Source organism: Kribbella qitaiheensis (assembly GCF_014217565.1).
Taxonomy (GTDB): Bacteria; Actinomycetota; Actinomycetes; order Propionibacteriales; family Kribbellaceae; genus Kribbella; species Kribbella qitaiheensis_A.
The window spans coordinates 2,009,169-2,030,632 of record NZ_CP043661.1 but is presented as its reverse complement, the minus strand read 5'-3'; the positions used below and the strand labels follow the sequence as shown (position 1 = coordinate 2,030,632).

The 21,464-nt window shown below is 66.8% G+C and carries 20 protein-coding genes; 9 read left to right on the top strand and 11 right to left on the bottom strand.

Annotated features, from left to right (window positions below; genetic code table 11):
* Positions 1-146: 146 nt before the first annotated feature.
* From F1D05_RS09215 to F1D05_RS09175, 9 genes are all read right to left on the bottom strand, one after another.
* The gene (locus F1D05_RS09215; protein ID WP_185446868.1) at positions 147-1,283 is read right to left on the bottom strand and encodes a condensation domain-containing protein; all 1,137 of its coding nucleotides are present in this window, start codon (positions 1,281-1,283) and stop codon (positions 147-149) included.
* Positions 1,280-2,305: a hypothetical protein gene (locus tag F1D05_RS09210; protein WP_185446867.1), complete on the bottom strand. Its 1,026-nt coding sequence runs from the start codon at positions 2,303-2,305 to the stop codon at positions 1,280-1,282. The genes F1D05_RS09215 and F1D05_RS09210 overlap by 4 nt, the downstream gene beginning before the upstream one ends.
* Positions 2,302-3,207 (bottom strand): aminoglycoside phosphotransferase family protein, encoded by a 906-nt coding sequence (locus tag F1D05_RS09205; protein WP_185446866.1) that lies wholly within the window; start codon positions 3,205-3,207, stop codon positions 2,302-2,304. Before F1D05_RS09205 ends, F1D05_RS09210 begins: the two co-directional genes overlap by 4 nt.
* Positions 3,204-4,160 carry a Gfo/Idh/MocA family protein gene (locus F1D05_RS09200; protein ID WP_185446865.1) on the bottom strand — a complete coding sequence of 319 codons (957 nt, stop codon included), beginning with the start codon at positions 4,158-4,160 and terminating at the stop codon, positions 3,204-3,206. The genes F1D05_RS09205 and F1D05_RS09200 overlap by 4 nt, the downstream gene beginning before the upstream one ends.
* Complete coding sequence (locus F1D05_RS09195; RefSeq protein WP_185446864.1) at positions 4,157-5,470, bottom strand: hypothetical protein; 1,314 nt, start codon at positions 5,468-5,470, stop codon at positions 4,157-4,159. The genes F1D05_RS09200 and F1D05_RS09195 overlap by 4 nt, the downstream gene beginning before the upstream one ends.
* Positions 5,467-5,721: an acyl carrier protein gene (locus F1D05_RS09190; protein ID WP_185446863.1), complete on the bottom strand. Its 255-nt coding sequence runs from the start codon at positions 5,719-5,721 to the stop codon at positions 5,467-5,469. The genes F1D05_RS09195 and F1D05_RS09190 overlap by 4 nt, the downstream gene beginning before the upstream one ends.
* A 1-nt stretch (position 5,722) precedes the next feature.
* A complete protein-coding gene (locus F1D05_RS09185) occupies positions 5,723-6,898 on the bottom strand; it encodes a radical SAM protein (RefSeq protein ID WP_185446862.1) in 1,176 nt (391 codons plus the stop codon).
* Positions 6,871-8,277 carry an MFS transporter gene (locus F1D05_RS09180; RefSeq protein ID WP_185446861.1) on the bottom strand — a complete coding sequence of 469 codons (1,407 nt, stop codon included), beginning with the start codon at positions 8,275-8,277 and terminating at the stop codon, positions 6,871-6,873. The genes F1D05_RS09185 and F1D05_RS09180 overlap by 28 nt, the downstream gene beginning before the upstream one ends.
* 197 nt (positions 8,278-8,474) lie before the next feature.
* Positions 8,475-9,068: a TetR/AcrR family transcriptional regulator gene (locus F1D05_RS09175; RefSeq protein ID WP_185446860.1), complete on the bottom strand. Its 594-nt coding sequence runs from the start codon at positions 9,066-9,068 to the stop codon at positions 8,475-8,477.
* A gap of 236 nt (positions 9,069-9,304) precedes the next feature.
* Here F1D05_RS09175 and F1D05_RS09170 point away from each other — a divergent pair, with 236 nt between their 5' ends.
* The 8 genes from F1D05_RS09170 to F1D05_RS09135 all read left to right on the top strand — a co-directional run bounded on the left by F1D05_RS09170 (position 9,305) and on the right by F1D05_RS09135 (position 17,042).
* Positions 9,305-10,195, top strand: coding sequence for a hypothetical protein (locus tag F1D05_RS09170; protein WP_246486551.1), 891 nt, complete (start codon positions 9,305-9,307; stop codon positions 10,193-10,195).
* A 620-nt stretch (positions 10,196-10,815) separates the two neighbouring features.
* Positions 10,816-11,775: an extracellular solute-binding protein gene (locus tag F1D05_RS09165; protein ID WP_246486550.1), complete on the top strand. Its 960-nt coding sequence runs from the start codon at positions 10,816-10,818 to the stop codon at positions 11,773-11,775.
* Positions 11,776-11,808: 33 nt separating this feature from the next.
* Positions 11,809-12,741 carry a carbohydrate ABC transporter permease gene (locus tag F1D05_RS09160; protein WP_185446859.1) on the top strand — a complete coding sequence of 311 codons (933 nt, stop codon included), beginning with the start codon at positions 11,809-11,811 and terminating at the stop codon, positions 12,739-12,741.
* Positions 12,738-13,565: a carbohydrate ABC transporter permease gene (locus F1D05_RS09155; protein WP_185446858.1), complete on the top strand. Its 828-nt coding sequence runs from the start codon at positions 12,738-12,740 to the stop codon at positions 13,563-13,565. Before F1D05_RS09160 ends, F1D05_RS09155 begins: the two co-directional genes overlap by 4 nt.
* A gap of 479 nt (positions 13,566-14,044) precedes the next feature.
* A complete protein-coding gene (locus F1D05_RS09150; RefSeq protein ID WP_246486549.1) occupies positions 14,045-14,509 on the top strand; it encodes a VOC family protein in 465 nt (154 codons plus the stop codon).
* Positions 14,510-14,535: 26 nt separating this feature from the next.
* The gene (locus F1D05_RS09145; protein ID WP_185446856.1) at positions 14,536-15,354 is read left to right on the top strand and encodes a MerR family transcriptional regulator; all 819 of its coding nucleotides are present in this window, start codon (positions 14,536-14,538) and stop codon (positions 15,352-15,354) included.
* A 132-nt stretch (positions 15,355-15,486) separates the two neighbouring features.
* The gene (locus F1D05_RS09140) at positions 15,487-15,885 is read left to right on the top strand and encodes a hypothetical protein (protein WP_185446855.1); all 399 of its coding nucleotides are present in this window, start codon (positions 15,487-15,489) and stop codon (positions 15,883-15,885) included.
* Positions 15,885-17,042 (top strand): zeta toxin family protein, encoded by a 1,158-nt coding sequence (locus F1D05_RS09135; RefSeq protein ID WP_185446854.1) that lies wholly within the window; start codon positions 15,885-15,887, stop codon positions 17,040-17,042. The genes F1D05_RS09140 and F1D05_RS09135 overlap by 1 nt, the downstream gene beginning before the upstream one ends.
* A gap of 924 nt (positions 17,043-17,966) precedes the next feature.
* Here the strand turns inward: F1D05_RS09135 and F1D05_RS09130 are convergent.
* Together F1D05_RS09130 and F1D05_RS39955 are read right to left on the bottom strand one after the other, a co-directional pair.
* Positions 17,967-18,365: a DUF4190 domain-containing protein gene (locus F1D05_RS09130; RefSeq protein WP_185446853.1), complete on the bottom strand. Its 399-nt coding sequence runs from the start codon at positions 18,363-18,365 to the stop codon at positions 17,967-17,969.
* Positions 18,366-18,423: 58 nt separating this feature from the next.
* Positions 18,424-21,057, bottom strand: a complete 2,634-nt coding sequence (locus tag F1D05_RS39955; RefSeq protein WP_246486548.1) for a M16 family metallopeptidase — start codon at positions 21,055-21,057, stop codon at positions 18,424-18,426.
* A gap of 177 nt (positions 21,058-21,234) precedes the next feature.
* On the opposite strand from F1D05_RS39955, the gene F1D05_RS09115 reads away from it, so the two are divergent.
* Entirely contained in the window at positions 21,235-21,444 is a 210-nt protein-coding gene (locus F1D05_RS09115) for a hypothetical protein (protein ID WP_185446851.1), read from the top strand.
* Positions 21,445-21,464 lie beyond the last annotated feature (20 nt).

The following is a 21,464-nucleotide window of genomic DNA, read 5'->3' as shown; positions in this document are numbered from 1 at the left end:
ACGGTGCACAAGGTCGCGCTGGGGATGGCGGGGGATGGCGTGGGGGCCGGGTGGGGAGTCGGTGCTCAGGCGGCGGGGCGGCGCGCTGGTCCGGCGGGGTGACCACCGGTTCCGACCGCAACGTTCTTGTCGCTGCGCCAGCAACCCTATTCGAGCAGGTAGGACCGGAAGCGGTCGCGGACTTGTTGCACCAGCGGCTCGGTCCAGTCCGTGCCGTCGCCACTGAAGTGCCCGGTCAGTACGCCGTCCGTCGCCGGCCGGACCCGGATCGCGAGGGTGTCCGCCAGCCCGGTGTCCTTGGGCCCGGCCGCAGCGATGACAGTGGCCTTCACTGTTCCGAAGGTGAACCCTGGCGGCCATTGCTGCGGTACGTACTCGAAGAACGGCGTCCGCGGATCGATCGGCTGCTCGGACCGCGGGAACCGAGCATACCGACTACAGCCGACCACTGCTTCCCGTACTGCGGACAGCTCGGCGTCGCGCGGCACAGCCAACAGTGACGGCACGATGCACGGCCCGAGCACGTTCTGCCAGGCAGGCCGATCGCGCTTGCCGAACAAGGTGGAGAAGACCACGGAGTCGCCCGGCCCGAGGTACGGGCTCATCCCGTCGACCAGAGCCGCCAGCAAGGTCACCAACGTCGTACTGCGGTGCTCCTTGGTCAGTTGCTCCACTCGGTCCACCTCTGTGGCGGACAGGAGATCGTCTCGGAAGGCGAAGGCGGCTCCACCTATTGTGGAGGGCTGTGGGCACGCCTTGGCGTCTAGAAGGTGCTCCTGCCACCAGGTAGCTGCGGGCTCCCGCGTACGCAGTACGTGCTCGGCCTCGGCGGTTGAGTAGTCCGCGTACTGCGCCGCTGGTGGCGGCAAGGTCTCCCCTTGGAGGACAGCGGTGTAGGTAGAGGCGAGGTCGGACAGCGCGGCCCAGAGTGTGACCGGGTCCGACTCCATGTGGTGCAGGTGGAGGCCTAAGCGGTTGTCGGCCAGCCGGAGCCGTACCGGTGCGTGCAGCGGCACTTCCACGTGAGTAGTGACCTCATCGACGACTTCCAGCGCCGCGGTCGGCTGCTCGTGGATCAGTTGGATGCCGTCGCCGATCTCGGTCCGCAGTACGTCGTGGCGTCGCTGTAGCTCGGTGAAGGCTGTCGCCAAGGCATCGACGTTCAGTGGGTCGTCCAGCTCGAGCACGGCGTTCATGGTGAACCACGGCCCTTTGGCGAAGCCGGGACGCGCCTTGTCCATTGCTAGAGCGAACGTCTGCCACAGGGAGGTCGGCAGCGTCATAACAACTCCCGCGAGTAGTCGGAGACGTCAGCAGTGAGCAGGGCCTCGTGCAGCTCCTCAAGGATCTCCACTGCGAAGTCCTTGCGCTGCCAGTCCTCGAACGAGATCCCGTAGCCCAGCTGGATCCACAGGTCTGCGTTGCGCTGCTCGTGCGGGCCGAACGGCTCCAGCAGTACTGCGGGCGTGGCCGACCACAGGGAGTCCAGCAAAGTGCCGCCGCCCGGCTTGCTGACGGTCGCCAAAGCCTGTCGGCACAGGTCGAACGAGCCGTGGTGGCCCTCGCGCTGCTCGAACGGCTGGCCGGCCTCACCGAACGGTGGGTAGCCGTTGTCCAGCCAGGGATGCCAGGACGGGTCGATCATGAAGTAGCGAACGCCTGCGTCGGACAGGTCGCGGTCCTCATAGGCAACGACATCCAGGTCGAACCCGGTCGTAAGCAGCTCGCGTGCTCGTTCGCGGTAGGTGCCCATACCCCAACCGCCGCCGTGTACCAGCAGCCTGCGGTCCCGCTCCTGCCACGACACGGGTAGCTCCCTGCTGACCGGGATGCTGCAGGGGATGAGCCCTGCATCCGCGTCGGCCAACCAGACGTGCCGTACTTCGAGGGACGTCGGCCTGGCCTTGTCGAAGGAAGGCGACTGCACCGAGTCCACGTGGCACACGTCCACCGGCACAGGGCCGAACCGGTCGACGTACTGCTCGACCAGCCCCAGCCAGAAGCCGGAGAAGACTACAAACCGGGATACAGCCCGCGAGTGCCAACTCTGCAACAACTCCTCGACCTCTGCTTCGTCCGTAGCCACCGAGGCGTTCCGGGCGAGCTTCTGCCCGGCCAGAGCGACCCGGAAGTCGCGGTGGAAGGCCTGCTTCGAGCGGGCCGTCGTCGCAAGGGTCTCGTCCGCCATCAGTCGTTCCAGCACCGAGACGTTCGCAGTGCCGCCTTGGTCGCGGATGCGGTCGGCCAGTAGGAGTCCGGGGACGTGGACGCCGAGGGCTACGCCAGAGGTGAGGATCTCGATCACAGGGCGTCCAGCTCCCGGACCAGGTGGCGCAGGACCAGCCGCGACATCTTCTCGTGCTCCGGACCCTCGTAGCCGCGAGGCGTCGCCTCGACCAGCATGATCAGGTAGAGGTAAACCCGGTAAAGCGAAAGCAGCTCCTGGTCCACCGGAGCGCCGTAGCCCGCCAGCAGTTCGTCGTCGAGCGAGCCGAACAAGGTCAGCGAGACGAACTCCGCCACCGGGTCACCCCAGAACGCGCGCTCGCCGTCGATCAACCCGGTGATCCGGCCGTCCTCGACCAGGATGTTGCCGTCCCACAGGTCGAAGTGGATCAACGACGCGGTCTGCACTCCGGCCAGCAGCTCGTCGCGGGCCAGGACCAAACCACGAATCTGCTCGGCCGGGCGGGGGAGTTCGACGCCGAAGCGCGCGGCGTCCCCGAGTACGTCGTCAATCATCGCCAGGAAGGCCGTGCTCCACGTGCTGACGAGACCCTTCTGCGGGTAGCCGAAGGCCGGCCCGGTGACGCGGTGCAGCTCGGCCACCAGACCGCCGAGCTCGCGGCGCAGCCGGGGCCGGTCGAGCTCCTCGGATTGCGAGAACCACGTCGTACCGGGCAGTGCGGTCATCAACAGGAAGTCGTCACCGGCGTGGATGACCTCCGGTACCGGGATCTTGCCCAGGGTCGCGCGGTAGAACTCGGTCTCGGTCCGAATCAAGCCGTGTTCATGGCTGAGCACCGGGGCGGCCGGATCGGGGGAGAGCTTCAGCATCAGATCGCCGGCCGGGCGGACGATCCGGTAGACCGTGTTGAAGGTGCCCTCAGCCAACTCCTCGTACGACGTGACTGAAGCCGGGCCGACGCCGGCCTCGGTCACCAGCTTCTCGAGGCCGATGTCGTCCAGATGCCGCTTGTTGCTCATGCGCTTCCGGCCTTTGCAGCGGCGTAGATCTCGGCCATCAAGGCGATCCGGGGTGCGGCCGATTCGAGGTCGTCGGCCTCGCTGTCGAGGATCCGGGTCAGCTGGCTGTCGTAGTACGAGGAAGCGGGGAAGCCGACAACCTTGCGGTCGCCGTCGGTTGGGACGATCACCAGGTTGACAGGGACCGCGCCAGCCATCGGGCGGAGGAAGTTCCGCACTTTGATCACCGCTTGTTCGAAGGTGAAGACGTGGTCGGCGACGTGCTGCTCGCCGAAGGCGCACTCCAGGACCGCCTGTACTCCGGTCGGCCAGCGGAGCGTCGCGTGGAAGGAGTAGTCCACGCCGTTCGGGCCGTCGAAGTCTGACGAGCCATCGGCTTCGACGTCGTCCAGGCCAACAGTTGCCTGCAGAGCCTGCAACCAGTAGCTGGCTGAGTCGCGGAAGATGCCACCGCCCAGCTCAGGCTCATCGCGGAATCCACCAGGAGCCGGAATCGCGAACGTCATCCGCGTCTCGACCGACTGCAAAGCGCCGTACGACTGGTCGTCGACGAAGCCGCGGACGGTCTCCTGCCACGGATGGCCGAGCGTGGCGACCGCCTCGAAGACCTGGACGTCCTCGGCGGCGAACTCCAGCTCTTCCAGCTCCTCGCTCGACAAGCACAGCGGCTTCTCGACGATCACCCGCTTGCCCGCAACAGCCGCACGCACTGCCCAGCGGTGGTGTGCCGAGTTGTGCAACGAGATGTAAACGGTGTCGATCTCCGGATCCGCCAGCAGCGCGGCGTAGTCCTGATGAACGACCGGGATCTCGTGCCGCGACGCGAACTCCTTGGCCCGGACCGGATCGCTCGCTGCCACCGCCCGGACCTGTACGTCGGCTCGCGCTCCGGCCGGTCGCAGGATGGCGCGCTCGGCGATCCCGGTCGCCCCGATCAGGCCGATCTCAGTCATTTCGTCTGCCCCCTTGGATTGACGTCGGCCGTGGTCACCGCGGCCAGTAGGCGTCGCCGCCATCGATCTAGTTCGCCGGCGGGGCAGAAGATCGCGACATAGATCCGGCCCCCCGGTGCTGTGAGCCTACTTCCGGACAGCACCGTCACTCCCGGTGCCGTGCCGCCGCGGTAGAGGATGTTGCCGAGGGCTACGAAGACGTCACTGATTCCCTTGTCGGGGGCAACGTTCAGCTCGAGCTGCCAGAGGTGCCCGGTGAGACCGTGCTCGGTCGCGTGTCGCTCGAGTTCCAGCGCGAGCAGTCCCAGCGACTGCCTGGCGTTGATCTCCAGGACGGGGATCACGGTGCCGTCGTCGAGGAGCATCGCGTCGACTCCGACCGGGCCCCAGTAGCCGGTCTCGGCGATCGCCGGAACCACCTCGGCCAGCGTCTCGGCGTACCAGCCCTCGTCGATCAGGCCGGGCGGGACCGGGCTCGAACCGAAGTGGCGGAACCCACGGTTCGTCATCAGCTGGAGGCCGAGGAAATTCCAGTCACCGTTGCTGTCGAGCACGAGGTGGCCGGAGAAGTCGTGCTGTTTGGAGTACTTCTCCTGTACGACCAGTTCGACCCGGCGACCGGCTTCGACCTGCTTACGCAGTACGCGCTCGACGGCTCGCAGTACGCCGGGGGTGGCGACCTCGATCAGGGCGCGACCCGATACGCCGTACGGATCTTTGATCAGGGCTCGGAACTCGAGTGCGGTGACGGCCTTGACGAGGTCGTCGACCGAGCGGACTGTTCGGCCGCCGCCGGGCAGGCCGAGGTCGCGGACCAGCTCGTTCGACCAGGTCTTGGAGTTGACCTCGGCAACGATTTCCGGTGTCGGGAGCAACTGTTCGACCAGCGTCCAGGTCTCCGGCAGGACGGCGTACGGCGTGATCTCGCGACCGCGGATCCGCTGCATCACCGCCTGGTCGGCAAGGATCTCCCGCTCGATCGGCCCCGGGCGGGAATCGCCGGACGCATCCGGTCCGGTCGGCCCCGGGTCTGGACCGCCGGGCGCCTCCAGTCCGGCCGGCCCCGGGTCGGAGTCGCTGAGCGAGATGTGGTCGAAGCTCGTGCCGCCGAAAGCCGCTCCCAGGCCGTCCTGGATCGACGCCGCCAGCGGGTGCCGGGTGATCAGCAGATCACCCGGCACGCAGAACCCCGCCAGCAGCTCGTCCATCGCGCCGACCGCGGGGCCGGCCCCGCCGACCGACGGCAGCGCCGCCAGATCGGCCGGCCGCCACCAGGACTCCGCGTCGAAAGTGCCGAGCCGGACCGTCATTGCACCGGAGCCGCCAGCCGCGCGACGAAACCGCTGAACTGACGGACCGAGCGGAGGTCGTCGAGCTGCAGTTGCGGGTAGTCCAGCTCCAGGTCGAACTCGTCCTCGATCGCCAGCAGGAAGGTGATGGTCTGCAACGAGTCCAGCCCGTACTGCTCGACCAGGTCGGCCTCCGGACCGATCTCCTCCGCCGTGATGCCGTTGTCCAGCACCTTGGCCAGGACTGCCTTCACCCTGTCCTCGATCTCCATCTCACACTCCGTTCAGGTAAAGGAGGATGCACTTGGAGCAGACGGGCATCATTCCGTTCTCCGACATGATCCGGCGGACTTCCTTGAAGGACTGGCTCTGCCAAAGCTCCCCTGCCGGCTGGTCGTACAGGTTGCCGACAACGAACTCCGGGAAGAACTTGCAGGAGCTGACAGCACCGTCGGCGTGCACCTCCATCCGGTTCGAGACCGCGAGGCACTTGCTCCGGTGCTGGGCCGGCCGCGAGGTGCCGAGAATGAAGTCGGTGACCTCGTCGTCCTCGAGCTGCGGCTGGTACCGGAGGCGCACGTTCCAGGCTCGCGAGGCGAGGCGGGCCATCGACTCACGCAGTACGGGGAGTTCTTCGGCCGGCAGTTGATAGGTGTATGAGTGCCAGGTCGGCCGCTTGGTGTCGGTCTGTGGGTTCAGCCAGGCGAAGGACTTCTCGTACAGCCGGTCCATCGACTCGGCGACCTCGGGGCTGATGTACCACGGGAACTGGAAGTACACCGTGTTCACGCCGAGCTCCTCGGCCCACTCCATGAACTCGTACATCTTGTCCACGGTGACGTGGCTGACCATGCAGGACAACGAGAGTTCGCCGTTCCACTCGCCCTTGCGCTTGAGGTCCAGCATCAGCTGGATGTTCTCCATCGTGCGCTTGAAGGTGCCCCGGCCGCGGAGTGCCTCGTGGTCCTCGCCGAGACCGTCCAGGCTGACCAGCAGGTTGAGGTTCTCGCCGATGGTGAGCAGATCGTCGAGCTTGCGCTTGAAGAGCAGGCCGTTGGTGCACATGTTGACGGTCCGTGGGTACTTCTGCAGCAGCTTCGCGACCTGGTCGAACTTGGTGTGCATCAACGGCTCGCCGCCCCACAGGAACAGCTTGGAGCGGACCGGCGCCGTCGTACGGAGGACGTCCTCGACGACCTCCAGGTCCAGTTCCGTCTTCTGCTTCTGGGCGCTGAAGTCGCGGAAGAAGCCTTGCTCGTTCCACTGGTAGCAGTGGGTACAGCGCAGGTTGCAGCGATAGGTCAGCTGCAGGCTCACCTCCTGCGGCAGCGGCGCGGCATAACTAGGGTCGAGCAGCAGGTTCTTGCGGGCCTTGGAACGGATGGACACGGTGTGCTTGATATCCGCGAATTCCTTGCTGTTCAGGGTTCGCGTTGTGGTTGGACGCATTCGACCTCCCTCGGTGTTGCCGTGATCTCCTGGCTTCGTACGACCAGCAGCGCGCTGGCTCCGGCGATCGCACCTCCGACTGCGAGGACGAGAACCAGACCGGTACGGGTCCCGAGCTGATCGCTCAGGACGCCGCCGGCCAAACCTCCGGTGATGGCCCCCAACGGGACCGTGGACGAGGTGAGCGTCCGGGCGGTCGCGTGGACGGGGCTTTGCAGACCGGTTGGGGTGAGCTCCTGCCGGACGCTGGTGGTGACGATGTTCCAGACCGGTAGCCAGATCGAGGCGCAGATCCGGATCAGGACCAGCGCGATCACTGGGGCGGTGACCAGGCAGATCGGAATCGTCAACCAGCACAGGGCTTCCACGCCGGTTAGTAGCAAGGTGCGCCTGGTGCCGAGTCTGGCGGCCAGGCGGTTTGCGATGAATGCGCCGAGGAGTCCGCCGATCGAGCCGGCTGCGATCAGCAGGCCGCCTTCGAGGCTGGACAGGCCGAGCACTCGGTACGCGAAGAGGAGTAGGACGGCGTCGACCATGCCGGCGCCGAAGCTGCGGATTGCGGCTGCGACGACTAGCTGGCGGAGGAGTGGGTGTTGCCAGACGAAGGTGAAGCCCTGGCGAATCCTTGCGGACAAAGGGTCCTGGGCTCTTTCCAGGGGTGGTTCCAAGGTCTGGATCCTGGTTCGTCCGGCGGCGGAGCCGAGGAAGGGAAGGGCGCAGAGCAGCAGGCCGGCGTACGGGTCGGTGGTCTTGAGGGCCAGGCCGGCGAGGGCGGGGCCGACGAGCTTGGAGAAGCTGTCGGAGCTTTGCAGCTTGGCGTTCGCGCCGACCAGGGATCTTGGGTCGACGAGGGCCGGCAGGTAGGACTGGCCGGCGATGTCGACGAAGACGGTGGCGATGCCGGCGACGGCGACAACGACGAAGAGCTGGGCGGTGGTGACCCAGCCGCCGAGCGCGGCCAGCGGGACCGTGGCGAAGACGGCGAATCGCATTACCTCGCCGGTGATCATCACCCGGCGGCGTTGCACGTGGGCGAGGGCTGCGCCGGCGAACAGGCCAAGCGCGGGGTAGGCGAGCCAGCCGAGGGCCGCGAGTACTCCTACTTCGGCGCTGCTTGCGTTGAGGGTCAGGATGGCGATGCTGGGGACGGCGAAGCCGGTCAGGCGGTCGCCGATGGCGCTTGCCGTCTGGCTGCCCCAGTACCAACCGATGTCCCGTCCGGCGCCGGCCCGGCTGCTGCCGTACCCGCTGCTGCCGGAACCGCTCGTGCCGGACCTGCTGGTGCTGGAACCGCTCGTGCCGGACCTGCTGGTGCCGGGCCCGTTGGTGCCGGCCCCGCTGGTGCGGGAACCGCTGGCGACCTTCGCTCGAGAAATCACGCGCACCTCCGACTCCCCAGTCGCCGTACGTGCTTTGACCCGCGGGCTTAGTTCAGGGTTTGAAATAAGCTCCGGGACAACCTAACCGGGTAAGTGCCGCGACTCAAGCCCTCAGTGACATCGTCGTCACCCAGGGCCACAAGGCGGAAAACCTTCACTTCCCGAGAGCCCGATTGGCGCTGCCGGCAGGGGCACGGCTACTTCAGGAGCGCGGTCAGGCCGGTGGCGAAGGTTTTGGGGGTGACGTCGCCGAGGAGGAGGCGCTGGAGGAGGAAGCCGGGGATCAGGGCGAACATGACCTGGGCGATGTACTCCGGATCCACGTCGGCGTCGACCGTGCCGTCGGCCTGGGCACGTCTCGCCACCTCGGCGAACTTATGGCGGAGCAGCGAGTACTTCTCCCGGGCGATGCCGGCGATCGCGTCGTTGTGCATCGCCTCCGCCCACGCCTGGAGTGCGACCCGGGTGACATCGCCGCCGGGCTGCTCCGCGATCTCGACGACGTGCTCGAGGGTGGCGCGGAGGGCGGCGAGCGGCGTCAGCGGCTGATCGCTGGCGAGGATGCCCTCGAACAGCTCGTCGACCGAGCTGAGCGCCTGGTCGGCGATGGCCGAGACGAGCTCGTCCTTGCTCTTGAAGTAGCCGTAGACCGCCCCCGCGGACAGTCCTGACTCGCGGATCACGTCGGCCATCGTCGTCTTGTGGAAGCCCTGCTCGATCGCGCAGCGGCGGGCCGCCGAGACGATCTGGTCGTGGCGGGCGGTGCGGTGTTCGACGGTGACCTTGGGCATGACTGCAACGTAAAACGAATGCCCGTTCTTGACAAGTCGACTGGTGGAGTCTGTAATAAAGAACGAACATTCGGTTTAGGAGAAGGAGTACGGAATGTCTGCCGATCACCCCGTCGAGGAGCCCGTCACCACGGAGCGCCGCCGTCCGCCGGTGGTTGCTGTCGTCACCCTCCTCACCGCGGTTCTCACCGTTTTGCTGATCGCGTTCGCCTGGCCGGCGGCACGCTCCGAGCCTCGTGACCTGCCGCTGGCCGTCGCTGGTCCGGACGCGGGCCGTCGCTCAGGTGAAGGCCGGCTTGGAGAAGGCGCTCCCCGGCGGCTTCGACATCAAGGCGGTGGCCGATCGCGGCGCCGCCGTCCAGTCGATCGAGGGCCGCGACGTGTATGGCGCGATCGTCCTTGACCCGCAGAACCCCGAGGTGCTGACCGCATCCGCCGGCGGTCCCGCGGTGGCACAGATCCTGACCCAGCTTTCGGCCGGGATGGCCGCGCAGAACGGGGGAGTCGCACCCAAGGTGACCGACATCGTCCCGCTGCCCAAGGACGACCCGCGCGGCGCCGGTCTCGCCGCGGGTGCGCTACCGCTCGTGCTCGGCGGAATCATCGGGGCCGCAGCCTTGATTCAACTCGTGAAAAATGGTCGTGGCCGGGTGCTGGGTGCGATCGGGTTCGCGATCACCGGAGCGCTCGCCCTGACCGCGGTGCTGCAGTTCTGGCTCGGATCGTTCGAAGGCAACTACTTCGCCAATGCGAGCGTTATCGCCATGTCGATCGGTGCGATCAGTCTCACCTTGCTCGGGCTGGAGTGGCTGCTCGGCGTCGGTGGGCTCGCACTCGGCAGCGCCACGATGATGCTGCTCGGCAACCCGCTCTCCGGTCTCACCAGCGCACCCGAGATGCTGCCGACCGGTTGGGGCTCGCTCGGCCAGTTCCTCCCGCCGGGAGCGGCCGGTACTGCGCTGCGCTCGGTCAGCTTCTTCGATGGGGCCGGCTCTGGACGCTCGTTCGCAGTACTCGGGTGCTGGCTTCTGTTCGGTCTGGTGCTGTGTGGGCTGGGCGCGGCTCGCGGCCGTAGCCGGCAGGCCGCAGTACGTGGTCGTCATGAAGCGTCGGTCGTTACTGTCTGAGACATGACAGCGCGGTGACCGGATCGTTACGAGCCGGTCACCGCGCAGTCTGTGTTCTTGGGGGACAACGTTGTCTTCAAGCCATTGACTTCACCGGCCCGCGCCTCCTACGGTCACGGGAAAGCCCGACGGGTTTGAGCGGTAGAGCTGGGATGACAACGATTGCCCGAAGGTGGACGTGATGGCCATGAAGAACGGTTTCAAGCGGGTGGGTGTGCTCGCTGTCGGTGCGCTCCTGCTAGGGGTCTCGGCCTGCAGTCAGGGATCGACGACCAAGACCCCCGAAGCGGGCGGTCAGAGCTCGGGTCCGGCGAACATCAAGATCGCCTACCAGCAGTGGGGTCCTGGCACGGTGATGAAGAACTTCCTCACCGGCGCCAAGACCGAGTACGAGGCGGCCAACCCCGGCTCGAAGGTCGAGATCGTCCCGGTCGTCGCCAGCGAGAACGACTACTACACCAAGATTCAGTTGATGATGCGCTCGCCCAACACGGCGCCCGACATCGTTTACGAGGACACCTTCCTGATCAACTCGGACATCACCGCGGGCTACCTGCGGCCGCTGGACGACTACATCAAGGGCTGGTCCGACTGGGGTCAGTTCGAGGAGTCCGCGAAGGGTGCCGCGAAGGGCCAGGACGGCAAGGTGTACGGCGTACCGGACGGCACGGACACCCGCGCCCTTTGGTACAACAAGCAACTCTTCGCCAAGGGCCGGCCTGCCGACCGACTGGCAGCCGAAGACCTGGGACGACGTGCTGAACACCGCCCGGACGATCAAGTCCAAGGTGCCCGGCGTGATCCCGCTGAACGTCTACTCGGGTAAGCCGATGGGCGAGGCGTCCGCCATGCAGGGCTTCGAGATGCTGCTCTACGGCACCAAGGACACCCTCTACAACTTCGACCAGAAGAAGTGGGTCGTCGGCAGCCAGGGCTTCAAGGACTCGCTCAACTTCGTCAAGACCGTCTTCACCGAGGGCCTGGCCCCGCAGCCGAAGCAGTCGCTCGACCCGAACTGGGGCAACAAGGTCGGTAGCGACCTGTTGCCGAACTCGAAGCTGGCGATCGCGCTCGACGGCTCGTGGCTGTACAACAACTGGCTGAAGACCGGCGCCAAGCCGTGGCCGCAGTGGTCCGACGTGCTCGGCCAGACCGCGATGCCGACCCAGACCGGTGAGGGCAAGGGCAAGGTCAGTCTCTCCGGCGGCTGGACCTGGGCGATCCCGGCCAAGTCGAAGTCCCCGGATGCGGCCTGGAAGTTCATCCAGTCGCTGCAGTCGCAGAAGAACGCGACCAAGTACGCCACGGACGGCGCGCAGATCGCCGTACGTAAGGACGTCGCCTCCGATGTCGGCTACAAGTCGTCGTCGAAGAGCACCCAGTTCTTCACCGACCTGGTCTCCGTCACGGTCTACCGCCCCGCGCTGCCGGAGTATCCGAAGGTCTCCAACGAGATCATCACCGCGATGGAAGCCGTGATGACGGGGCAGTCCGCCCCGGACAAGGCGGCGAAGAACTACGACCAGGCGGTCGAGGGCATCGTCGGTGGCAAGGACAAGACGACGACAACAAGCAACTGAGCAGAGCCGCTGCCCCCTCGAAGGGATTTCTTAGTGACGACATCTGCTTCCGCGGTATCCGTTCCGGCCGGTCGCAAGTCCGGCCGGAACGGCCGCCCGCGCGGTGCCAACTTCGTGAAGATGTTGCCGTTGGGACCAGCCATCGGACTGATGGTGGTCTTCCTGGCCGGCCCGATCCTGTACTGCGTCTACGCCGCCTTCACCAACATGGCCCTGACCGGGACCGGTGCGGCCAACGTGCAGTTCATCGGCCTGGACAACTTCCGCAAGGCCTTCGGCAGTTCCGCGTTCGTGAACTCCATCTGGCTGACCCTGGTCTTCACGCTGATCTCCGCGATCATCGGCCAGAACACGCTCGGGCTCGGACTCTCGCTGCTGATGCGCCGCTCCACCAAGCTCGTGCGCAACTTCGTCGGTACGGCGGTGATCGGCGCCTGGGTGCTGCCGGAGATCGTCGCGGCGTACCTGCTCAGCGCGTTCTTCAACGATGACGGCACGCTCAACGTGATCCTGCACAAGGTCGGCTTGCCCGGCCAGGACTGGTTGTACGCGGCACCGATCATCGCCGTGTCGGTCGCGAACATCTGGCGCGGTACGGCCTTCTCGATGCTGGTGTACTCCGCCGCGCTCAGCGAAGTACCGAAGGAGATCGAGGAGTCCGCCGAGATGGACGGCGCCGGGGGCTGGCGGCGGCTGCTCTTCGTGACGGTGCCGATGATCTCGCGCGCGATCATGACCAACCTGATGCTGATCACGCTGCAGACGCTGAGCGTCTTCGGCCTGATCTACGCGATGACGCGTGGTGGACCCGGCACCAAGAGCCAGACCTTGCCCTTGTACATGTACGAACAGGCGTTCAGCTTCTCGCAGATCGGCTACGGCACCGCGATCGCCTTGGTGATGCTTGCCATCGGAGCGGTCTTCTCGCTGATCTACCTACGTGGACTGAACTCGGAGGCCGCATGATCGCCCGCGACCGGATCAGCAAACTGACCGCCAATCTGATCCTGCTTGCTCTTGGCATCCTTTTCGTCCTGCCGTTGCTCTGGGTGCTGTTCGCCTCGATCAACCGGACGGCCGGGCTTCGGGTCGAACTGCCGACCAGCCCGACCTTCGCGAACTTCAAGGCGGTGCTGAACACCGATACGACGTACCGGCCTGTTCTCAACGGTCTGGTGCTGTGTGGCGGGGCCGCCTTTCTCACCATGGTGTGTGCTGTCTTGGCGGCGTATCCGTTGTCGCGGTTCAAGACGAAGTTCAATCGGCCGTTCTTGCTGACGGTGTTGTTCTGCACCGGGCTGCCGATCACCGCGGTGATGGTGCCGGTCTATGGGTTGTTCGTTCAGCTCAACCTGATCGACACGCTCGGCGGGACGATCATGTTCATGTCGACGGCGTCGCTGCCGTTCGCGATCTGGCTGACGAAGACGTTCATGGACGGCGTACCGATCTCGCTGGAGGAAGCAGCGTGGGTGGATGGTGCGAGCAACATGAAAGCGCTGCGCCGCATCGTGCTCCCGCTGATGTGGCCGGGCATCGCTGTGGTGCTGATCTTCACCTTCATCGGCATGTGGGGAAACTTCTTCGTCCCGTTCATGCTGCTGCTGTCGCCTGAGCGGCTGCCGGCGTCGGTGAGCATCTTCACCTTCTTCGGCCAGTACGGCGAACCGAACTACGGCCAGCTGGCTGCGTATTCGCTCATCTACACGACGCCGGTCCTGCTGCTCTACCTGCTCCTGAGTCGCAAGCTGGGCGGCGCTTTTGCCCTGGGCGGCGCAATAAAGGGCTAGTACTCCGGGGGACAGCACCCACGCACCTCCTACGTCGCTGCTCACAACTACGTTCGCAGCCCGGCTGATCTCCACTGATCAGCCGGGCTGCGGCATTCCCACGCAGCTCCTGCGTCGCCGCTTCCATCCACCCTGGTCCGCGGCTCCTACGTCGCCGCTGATGACTGCGATCGGTCCCGGTCGGCCAGTTCCGTCGTCGTACAGTCATCTGCGATCGCTATCTCCGTCAGCCGATCGGGTATCGGCGGTTCGCGACTTCTGTCGCGGACGCATACCTGCTGCGGTGTATCACCCACGCGCCTCCTGCGTGGCTGCTCCCACCCGCCTGGGGCGCGGCCTCTGCGTCGCCGCTCCCGCCCACCCAGGGACACCCCACGCCTGGGCCGACCCGTGGCCGATTTGACCCTGACGTTGCGTGAGGGCTGAGGGTGAGGGGTATGGCTGAATACTTTCCTGCGTTTGAGATGAGTCCGGTTCCCGTGCCTGCCCTCGATGCGGTGGCGCCTGAGGTTGATCGCGGCATCTATGGGATGCCGATGTTCGTGACGGTTCCGACTGGCGATCTGGCGGCTTCTGTGGACTTCTGGATTCGGGGGCTGGGGTTCATCGACCTGTTCACGATTCCAGGGCGGCTCACGCATCTTCGGCGGTGGGCGTTTCAGGATGTTCTCCTGGTGCCGGCCGAGAAACCCGTGGAGGCGCCCGGGGCGAGTGTCAGCTTCGCGTGCGTGCTCGGTCAAGTCGATGAGATTGCGGCCGCCTGTGAGGAACTGTTGCCCGGCTGTACTACGGGGCCGCAGCAGACTCCCTGGAACACGGTGGATCTGGAGGTCATCACTCCGGAGAACGCCCGGGTCGTCCTGACCGCCGCTCGTCCACTTGATCCCGACAGTCCCGAAGCCCGGAACCTCGCCGCGGTAGGGATCGAGACTCCCCGAACGTGACGATGGCGGCTGGCAGACTGGGGCTTATGACGTACGGAGTCGCCGGTGATGCCGTGCCGTCCGATGGGCTGACCGTCGGGGCGGCGGCATCGCTTGTCGGCGTTACCGTGCGCACTCTCCACCACTGGGATTCGACGGGGCTCGTCTGTCCGTCCGAGCGCACTGCCGGCGGCTACCGCCTCTACTCGGCAAGCGATATCGCTCGCATCCACAGAGTGCTCATCTACCGCGAGCTCGGCCTGCCCCTCGACGGCATCGGCGAACTCCTCGATGCCCAGACGATCGACACGACCGAACCACTGCGCCAGCAGCGCGACCAACTCGTCGAACGCATCGCCCACCTGCAAGGAATGGTCAAGGCTGTCGACCGCCTGATCGAAGCCAAGAACGCCGGCCTCCTGCTCTCCGCCGAGGAACAAGTCGCGATCTTCGGCACCGACTGGCAGCCGTCTTGGGTCGCCGAAGCCCGCGAGCGTTGGCGTGACACGGATCAGTGGGCCCAGTACGCCGAACGCTCCGCGGCCCGGACACCCGACGACTGGCGCCAGGTCGCGGCGGCCAACTCAGCTCTCGACGACGACTTAGCCGCGGCGAAACGCGCGGGAGTCATTGCCGGCAGCCCCGAAGGGAACGCGCTCGCCGAGCGGCACCGGGCCTCGATCGGCGAGTACTTCGAGTGCACTCACTCCATGCACGTATGCCTCGGCCGGAAGTACGTCGCCGACCCCGGCTTCACTGCCCACTTCGACGCACTCGAGCCCGGCCTCGCGCACTGGCTCCGTGACCTCGTCAACGCGAACGCCGTTGCCCAAGGCATCAATCCGGACAGCGCGACCTGGTCCTGATTCGAGGGTGGTTCGAGCAGATGTCTGCTGACGGAGCCACCGCCCGGGGTCTTCCTGCAGACCCCGTCCGGGCTGCCTGCTGTTCAGCTCTTCGCTCTGGTGGTCCGGCCGGGTGGACAGTAGGGTCCGGGCGTGGTGAATGTGCTGGCTGAGCTGCGGCCGATCGCGTGGTCGGTCAGGGACGCGGTTGCGTACGAGGTGGCGTTGGAGGGTGCCGGGCAGGTGATCGGCCTGTATGCCGAGCTGATGGCGGCGGAAGAAGCCGCGGACGAGCCGGACGAGGACGCGATCGGGCGACTCCGTGCGCGGCAGGAGATCTGGGCCGCCCGGCGGCGCGAGCTGAGGCCGCAGCACGCCGACGAGATCGCCGCGATTCGTTCGGAGGCTGAAGATCTGCTCGCCGAGCCGGCCGCTGAGGATGCCCTCGCCGGGCCGGCCGCTGAGGATGCGTTCGCCGGGCCGGTTGGTGAGGATGCGTTCGCCGGGCCGGTTGGTGAGGATGCGTTCGCGGGGCCGGATGCTGAGGACTGATGAGCATCCGGGAGCCGGAGGTCGAGCGGATCTTCTGGGAGCAGATCGCTCCGGACGAGCTGACCGGTCCGCGGCAGGACCAACCGGTGGTCGTGTTCGTCGTGGGGCAGCCGGGAGATGGGAAGGCGATGATCTCGGCGCTCGCACGCGGCGTGCTGGATCAGCGTGGTCAGTCGGTGATGATCAGCGCCAGCCGCTGCTCGGCCTACCATCCGGACCTTCACGCGCTGTCCGGCGCCGAGCCCACCACCGTGCCGTCGGAGTCGGCGAACTCGGCCACGCACCGGCAGGACCCGGGGCCCGACGCTCGGGACCGGGGGCACGGTGACCGGGATCTGGGGCACGACGACCGGGACCGGGACCGGGGGCACGGTGACCGGGATATGGGGCACGACGACCGGAACCGGGGGCACGGTGACCGGGATATGGGGCACGACGACCGGGATCTGAGGCACGACGACCGGGACCGGGGGCAGGATGACCGGGAGTTGGTGCCCGACGACCGGGACCGGGGGCGCGACGACGACCGAGACCTGAAGGTGGACGGGCGTCGGTGGATGGCGATGGCTGTTTCGTATGTCGTCTCGCGAGGGATCGATGCGGTGATCGAGCTTGAGACCGATGGGCTCGAAGAGCTGGCCGGTGAGTTCAATGCGGACGGCTATCAGGTCGAGGTGGCGATCGTCGCGGTGCCTGCGGCGGTCAGCCGGTTCGGCGTACTGGAGCGGCATGTCCGTGCCTTGGAAGCCTATGGATATGGGCGGTTCGCGGAATTTTCGCCGGACGACTTCGTGGTGAAGACGGCCGAGGCGGTCGACCGAGGAGCCTTCGCAGATCGAGTCGCCGTACTGCGGCCGGACGCGCATCTGGTCTACGGGAACGAACGCGACTCGGCCGGCCATTGGCGCCGGCCCGCGAACACGGCCTATGCGATCAACTGGGAACGCGATCGCCCGTGGACCGTGCTGGAATCACGACTCTTCCTCGAAGCGGTGTCGGCACTCGAACGCACCGCCCTCGCCGCACCGGTTGCGTGGATCCGGCGTGAGGCGATGGACGGGGTCAAAGCGATCAACGCCCTGGCCGCGCACCGCCTTCACCCCGACGCCGTCACGATGCACATCGCAACGGCCGGAGTATCCACACCGCAGTACTAACGTCCTGCGCCTGAAGTTCGCTGGATAAGTCTGGGTTTGGCGGCGCTTCCCTTCATCGAATGAACCTGCATTCCGCCGGAAAGCGATCGCCAATGGCAGAGTGGTCACAGTCGGCTCCCCGGTTCCCACCCTCGACGGCGTCTGCGCGGAAGTGGGGCAGCTCGCCGCCCGGGTCGATTGAACTCGGGGCTTCGGACACCATGCCGAGAGTCCGGGACAGGGCGTCAGGGTCCGAACACCATGCCGGAACCCCGGACCCCCGGACGGTTGGCCGAGGCTCCCACCGATGGCAGCCGCCCCCGCTGCCCCAAGTGCGGGGGTCTCTGTGCACCAGCTGAGCATTCCGACCCCGGGAAATGCTCAGCGGATGCACAGAGGCTGGCAACCGACGCGGCGTCCCGCGCCTTTGTGCACGGCCAGAGCAGGCAATCGGCCCGGAACACTCAGCCGGTGCACAAAGACGTCCATGCCTCAGGCAGCGGGGGCTTCGCAGACGCCCAGCCCTCAGAGCCGGCCGACCTGCCCAAGCACGCGCGACTTGACCAACTCCATGAGGCCCCGGTGCCCTTGTCCTGACGGCGAACGAACTCCGGCCCGATTCCGGCGGGGGAAAGTACTACTGCCATGCAGCCGAAGCCGCTACCGCCAACGCGTCACAGGACCAAACACCCGATTGGCCAGCGAACTTCAGAAGCAGGACACCAGCGCCCAGCGGTGTTAGACCCCGTTCTCGTTGCCTTCGCGGCGTTTGCGGCCGGTGAAGTCGCCGGTGACGCGGCCCTTGGGGTCCACGACCTTGTCTCCCACCAGGGCCGCCCCCGGAACCGGGCGCGCGCTTCGCCTTACGGCCCGACTGCGAGCCACCCTTTTCGGGATCCTGCTTGGCCTTCGGTTTGCCCCACGGCATCGCTCACCGCTCCTTCGTCAGTTGCCGCCGGTAGCGGCTATGAGGACGAACAGTAGGAGGAGACCACCCAGGACGAAAAGGGCCAGGAGCACTGTGCCGATGATTCCCGTGATCTGGCCGCCGACGGCCATGCCCCGGTTGTTGTAGATGCCGGGGTTGGCGTCGATCTCCCGGAGAGCCTGGTTCGCCTTCCACCAGGCGAAGGGGGAGGCGATCAGGACGAAGGTGCACAGGCCGATGAGCCCGAGAACCAGGGAGACGGTGGCGTTGGAGTTGTCCCGGAGCACGCCGTACGCCGGTTGCTGCTCCTGGTAGCCCGGCTGCAGGACGTAGCGCGTCGGCTCGGGGCCGTGGACCTGGTCGGGGTTGGGCGTCCCGGAGTACCGGGGGTAGTCCTGCGGGCGCTCGAACGACATGGTGGTGAGATCTCCTCTGCTCCGGCTCAGGCATCCCGAGCCTGAGCAGAGGATTCTCTCAGCTGAGCTCGATGATGTCGCCCATGTTCAGCCCGGAGAGCTGGTCGCGGACGTCCTTGGCTTCCCCTACGACGACGACCAGCAGGCCGTTGGTTCCGACGTAGCGGCGGTAGGCGTCGGTGGCTACGTCGGCGGTGGTGGCGGCGATCTGGGCGAGGTAGGTGTCGGCGAAGTCGAGTGGGACGCCGACGGCGATGTTGCTGCCGACCTGCTGGGCGATCGAGTCGGCCTGCTCGTAGCGCAGGGGAGCGGTGCGGATCAGGCTGTCCTGCGCCTCCTGGACCTCGCGGTCGGTGAGGCCGTCGCGGGCCTCGCGGAGGATCCGCAGCGCGTCGGTGATCGCCGCGCCGGTCACCTCGGTGCGGACCGCGCCGCCCAGCGTGAAGGTGCCGCCCTTGCGCGGCGCGTTGAAGCTGGTGCGGGTGCCGTACGTGTACCCCTTCTCCTCGCGCAGCACGGTGTCGACGCGGGAGGTGATGGTGCCGCCGACCACGTGGTTCGCGACCGCGGCCGCACCCCAGATGTCCTCGCGGCGGTCCGGACCGGGGCAGCCGATCAGGAGCTGGCTCTGGACCGAGCCCGGCCGGTTCACCAGTACGACGCGGTCGCCGAGCGTGTACTGCGGCTCGGGCACCTCCAAAGCCGCTCCGGCCTCAGAGGTCCAGTCGCCGAAGGCGTCGTCCACGATCGCCGCGACATCCACACCGGTCGCGTCGCCCGCGAACAGGATCTGCGCCCGCGCCGGGCCGATGTTCTCGCGGTAGAACTTGGCCACCTGGACGTTCGTCAGCGGCCGGATCGTGTCCGGCGTACCGGCGGTCGGCCGCGAACGACGGACCGAGGTGTCGAAGAGATGCCCCGCGAACGCCTCGCGGGCCCGGTATCCCGCGTTGGCGCGTTCCTGGTTGATCTCGCCGAGCCGGATCGTCACGTGCCGGCCCACATCGGCGGTGTTGAAGGCCGGCCGGGTGACCGCCTCGGCGAGCAGCTTCACGGCCGGGGCCAGCTGCGAGGTCGGCACCGAGATCTCGACGTGCAACGCGTCGGAGCTGACGTCCACCCCGTACGCCGCGCCGTGGCGCTCCAGAGCCGCCGCGAACTCGTTGGCCGACTTGAGCTCGGTGCCCTCGTCGAGCGTGCGCGACATGATCGTCGCGACGCCTTCCAGCTCACGGGGCTCGGTGAACAAAGGCAGTGCGATCGTGACGCGCACAGTGGCCACGTACTGCCCTGGCTGGTCGAACACGTGCACCGGCGTCCCGGCCCGCGTTGTCGTCGTGGTCGACAGCGGGAACGACCAGGGCCGCGGCGGCGCGACGGAGGGCGGTGTGGTCAAGGCCTGGCTGGTCATTCCTGCTCCCCTGTGTTGCTGCGGCGGTACGTCACCTGGACGCGGGCCGGCGGCGCGGATCCACTTCGCGGCCGCCTGCTGGACCTGCTCGGTGGTGACGGCGCGAATCTCGTCGATCCGGGTGTTGATCCTGTTCGGGTCGCCGAACAGCAAGGCGTGATGCGAGATCTCGTCGGCGCGGCCGGAGCAGGTCGCGAGCTGCTCGAGCCAGTCGCGCTCGTTCTGTGCCTGGACCGTGGCCAGCTCGTCCTCGGTGACGCCATCGGCGGCGAGCTTCTCGATCTCCTCGACCAGCGCGTCCTCGACCTGCTGCAGGTCGAAGTCGGCCGACGCGATCCCGGTCAGTGTGCCGAACGAAACCCCGCCGATCAGCGGCAGCGCGCCGCCGGAGACCGACTGCGCGATCTGCTCATCGCGGACCAGGCGGCGGTTGAGCCGCCCGCTCTGGCCGGCCGCGAGGACGTCGAGCGCGAGCGCCGCCGCGTCGAGCTCGGGCGTGCCGTCCACCGGCAGCCGGAACATCATCGTGATCAGGTCCGAGGGAACGTCTTCGACCACGTCGTCCCGCAGTACTTCGGTGAGCGGGCCGATCGTGCCGTCCGGAGCGGGTGGCGGCGTCGGGATCGCCGGCAGGTGGCCGAAGTACCGTTTGGCGGCGTCGAACGCGTCCTCCTCGGAGACGTCGCCGACGATCGTCAGCACGGCGTTGTTGGGGCCGTAGTGCGTGCGGAAGAACGCGTGCACGTCCTCCAGCGCCGCCGCGTCCAGGTCCGCCATCGACCCGATCGTCATGTGCGCGTACGGGTGGCCGGCCGGGAACAGCAGCCGCACGAGCCGCTCGTACGAATCGCCGTACGGGCGGTTGTCGTAGCTCTGCCGCTTCTCTTCCTTCACCACGTCGCGCTGGTTGTCGAGGTTCTCCTGGTTGACCGCGTCGAGCAGGTAGCCCATCCGGTCGGCCTCGAGCCACAGCGCCAGATCGAGGCCGCCGCTGGGCAGCGACTCGAAGTAGTTCGTCCGGTCGAAGAAGGTGCTCGCGTTCAGGCTCGCACCGGCGGTCTCCAGCAGGCTGAAGTGCTGGCCGGACTCGACATTGCGCGATCCCTGGAACATCAGGTGCTCGAAAAGGTGCGCGAAACCGGTCAGGCCGGGCGGCTCGTGCCGCGACCCCACGTCGTACCAGAGGTTCACTGCGACGATCGGCACCGCCTTGTCCGAACTGACGACAACACGCAGACCGTTGTCCAACGTCTGCTCGGCAAGGGGATAGTTCAGCGGCATATCGCCACCCTACGTGCTGCCCCGGCCCCACCCCACGCCCGTTCGCCCCGGGCTGAGCGTTTAGGTGTTTGAACGCTCAAGAGGGCTTTGGTCCCTAGGCGGAGCCGCCGTTGCTACCTAGCGTTACCGCCACTGGTGCACGCGGAGGGGTGCGCACCATTGACGGAAGGCAAGACAATGCAGTTCAAGTCACAGTTCGTGCCGTGGCGAACCGCGGTGGGGGCCGCGATCGTCTCGGTACTCGCACTCACTTGCGCGGGCATCGCCCACGACGCTCGACATGGTGGCGAGCAACGGGTTGACCATGCGGTGGTCGGACAGGCAGTACATCTACAACTTGTCGGCCAAGTTGAGCCGGTCACGGCGCAGTTCGACCTGCGGAAGTGAACTGACATGTGAGGGCGGTG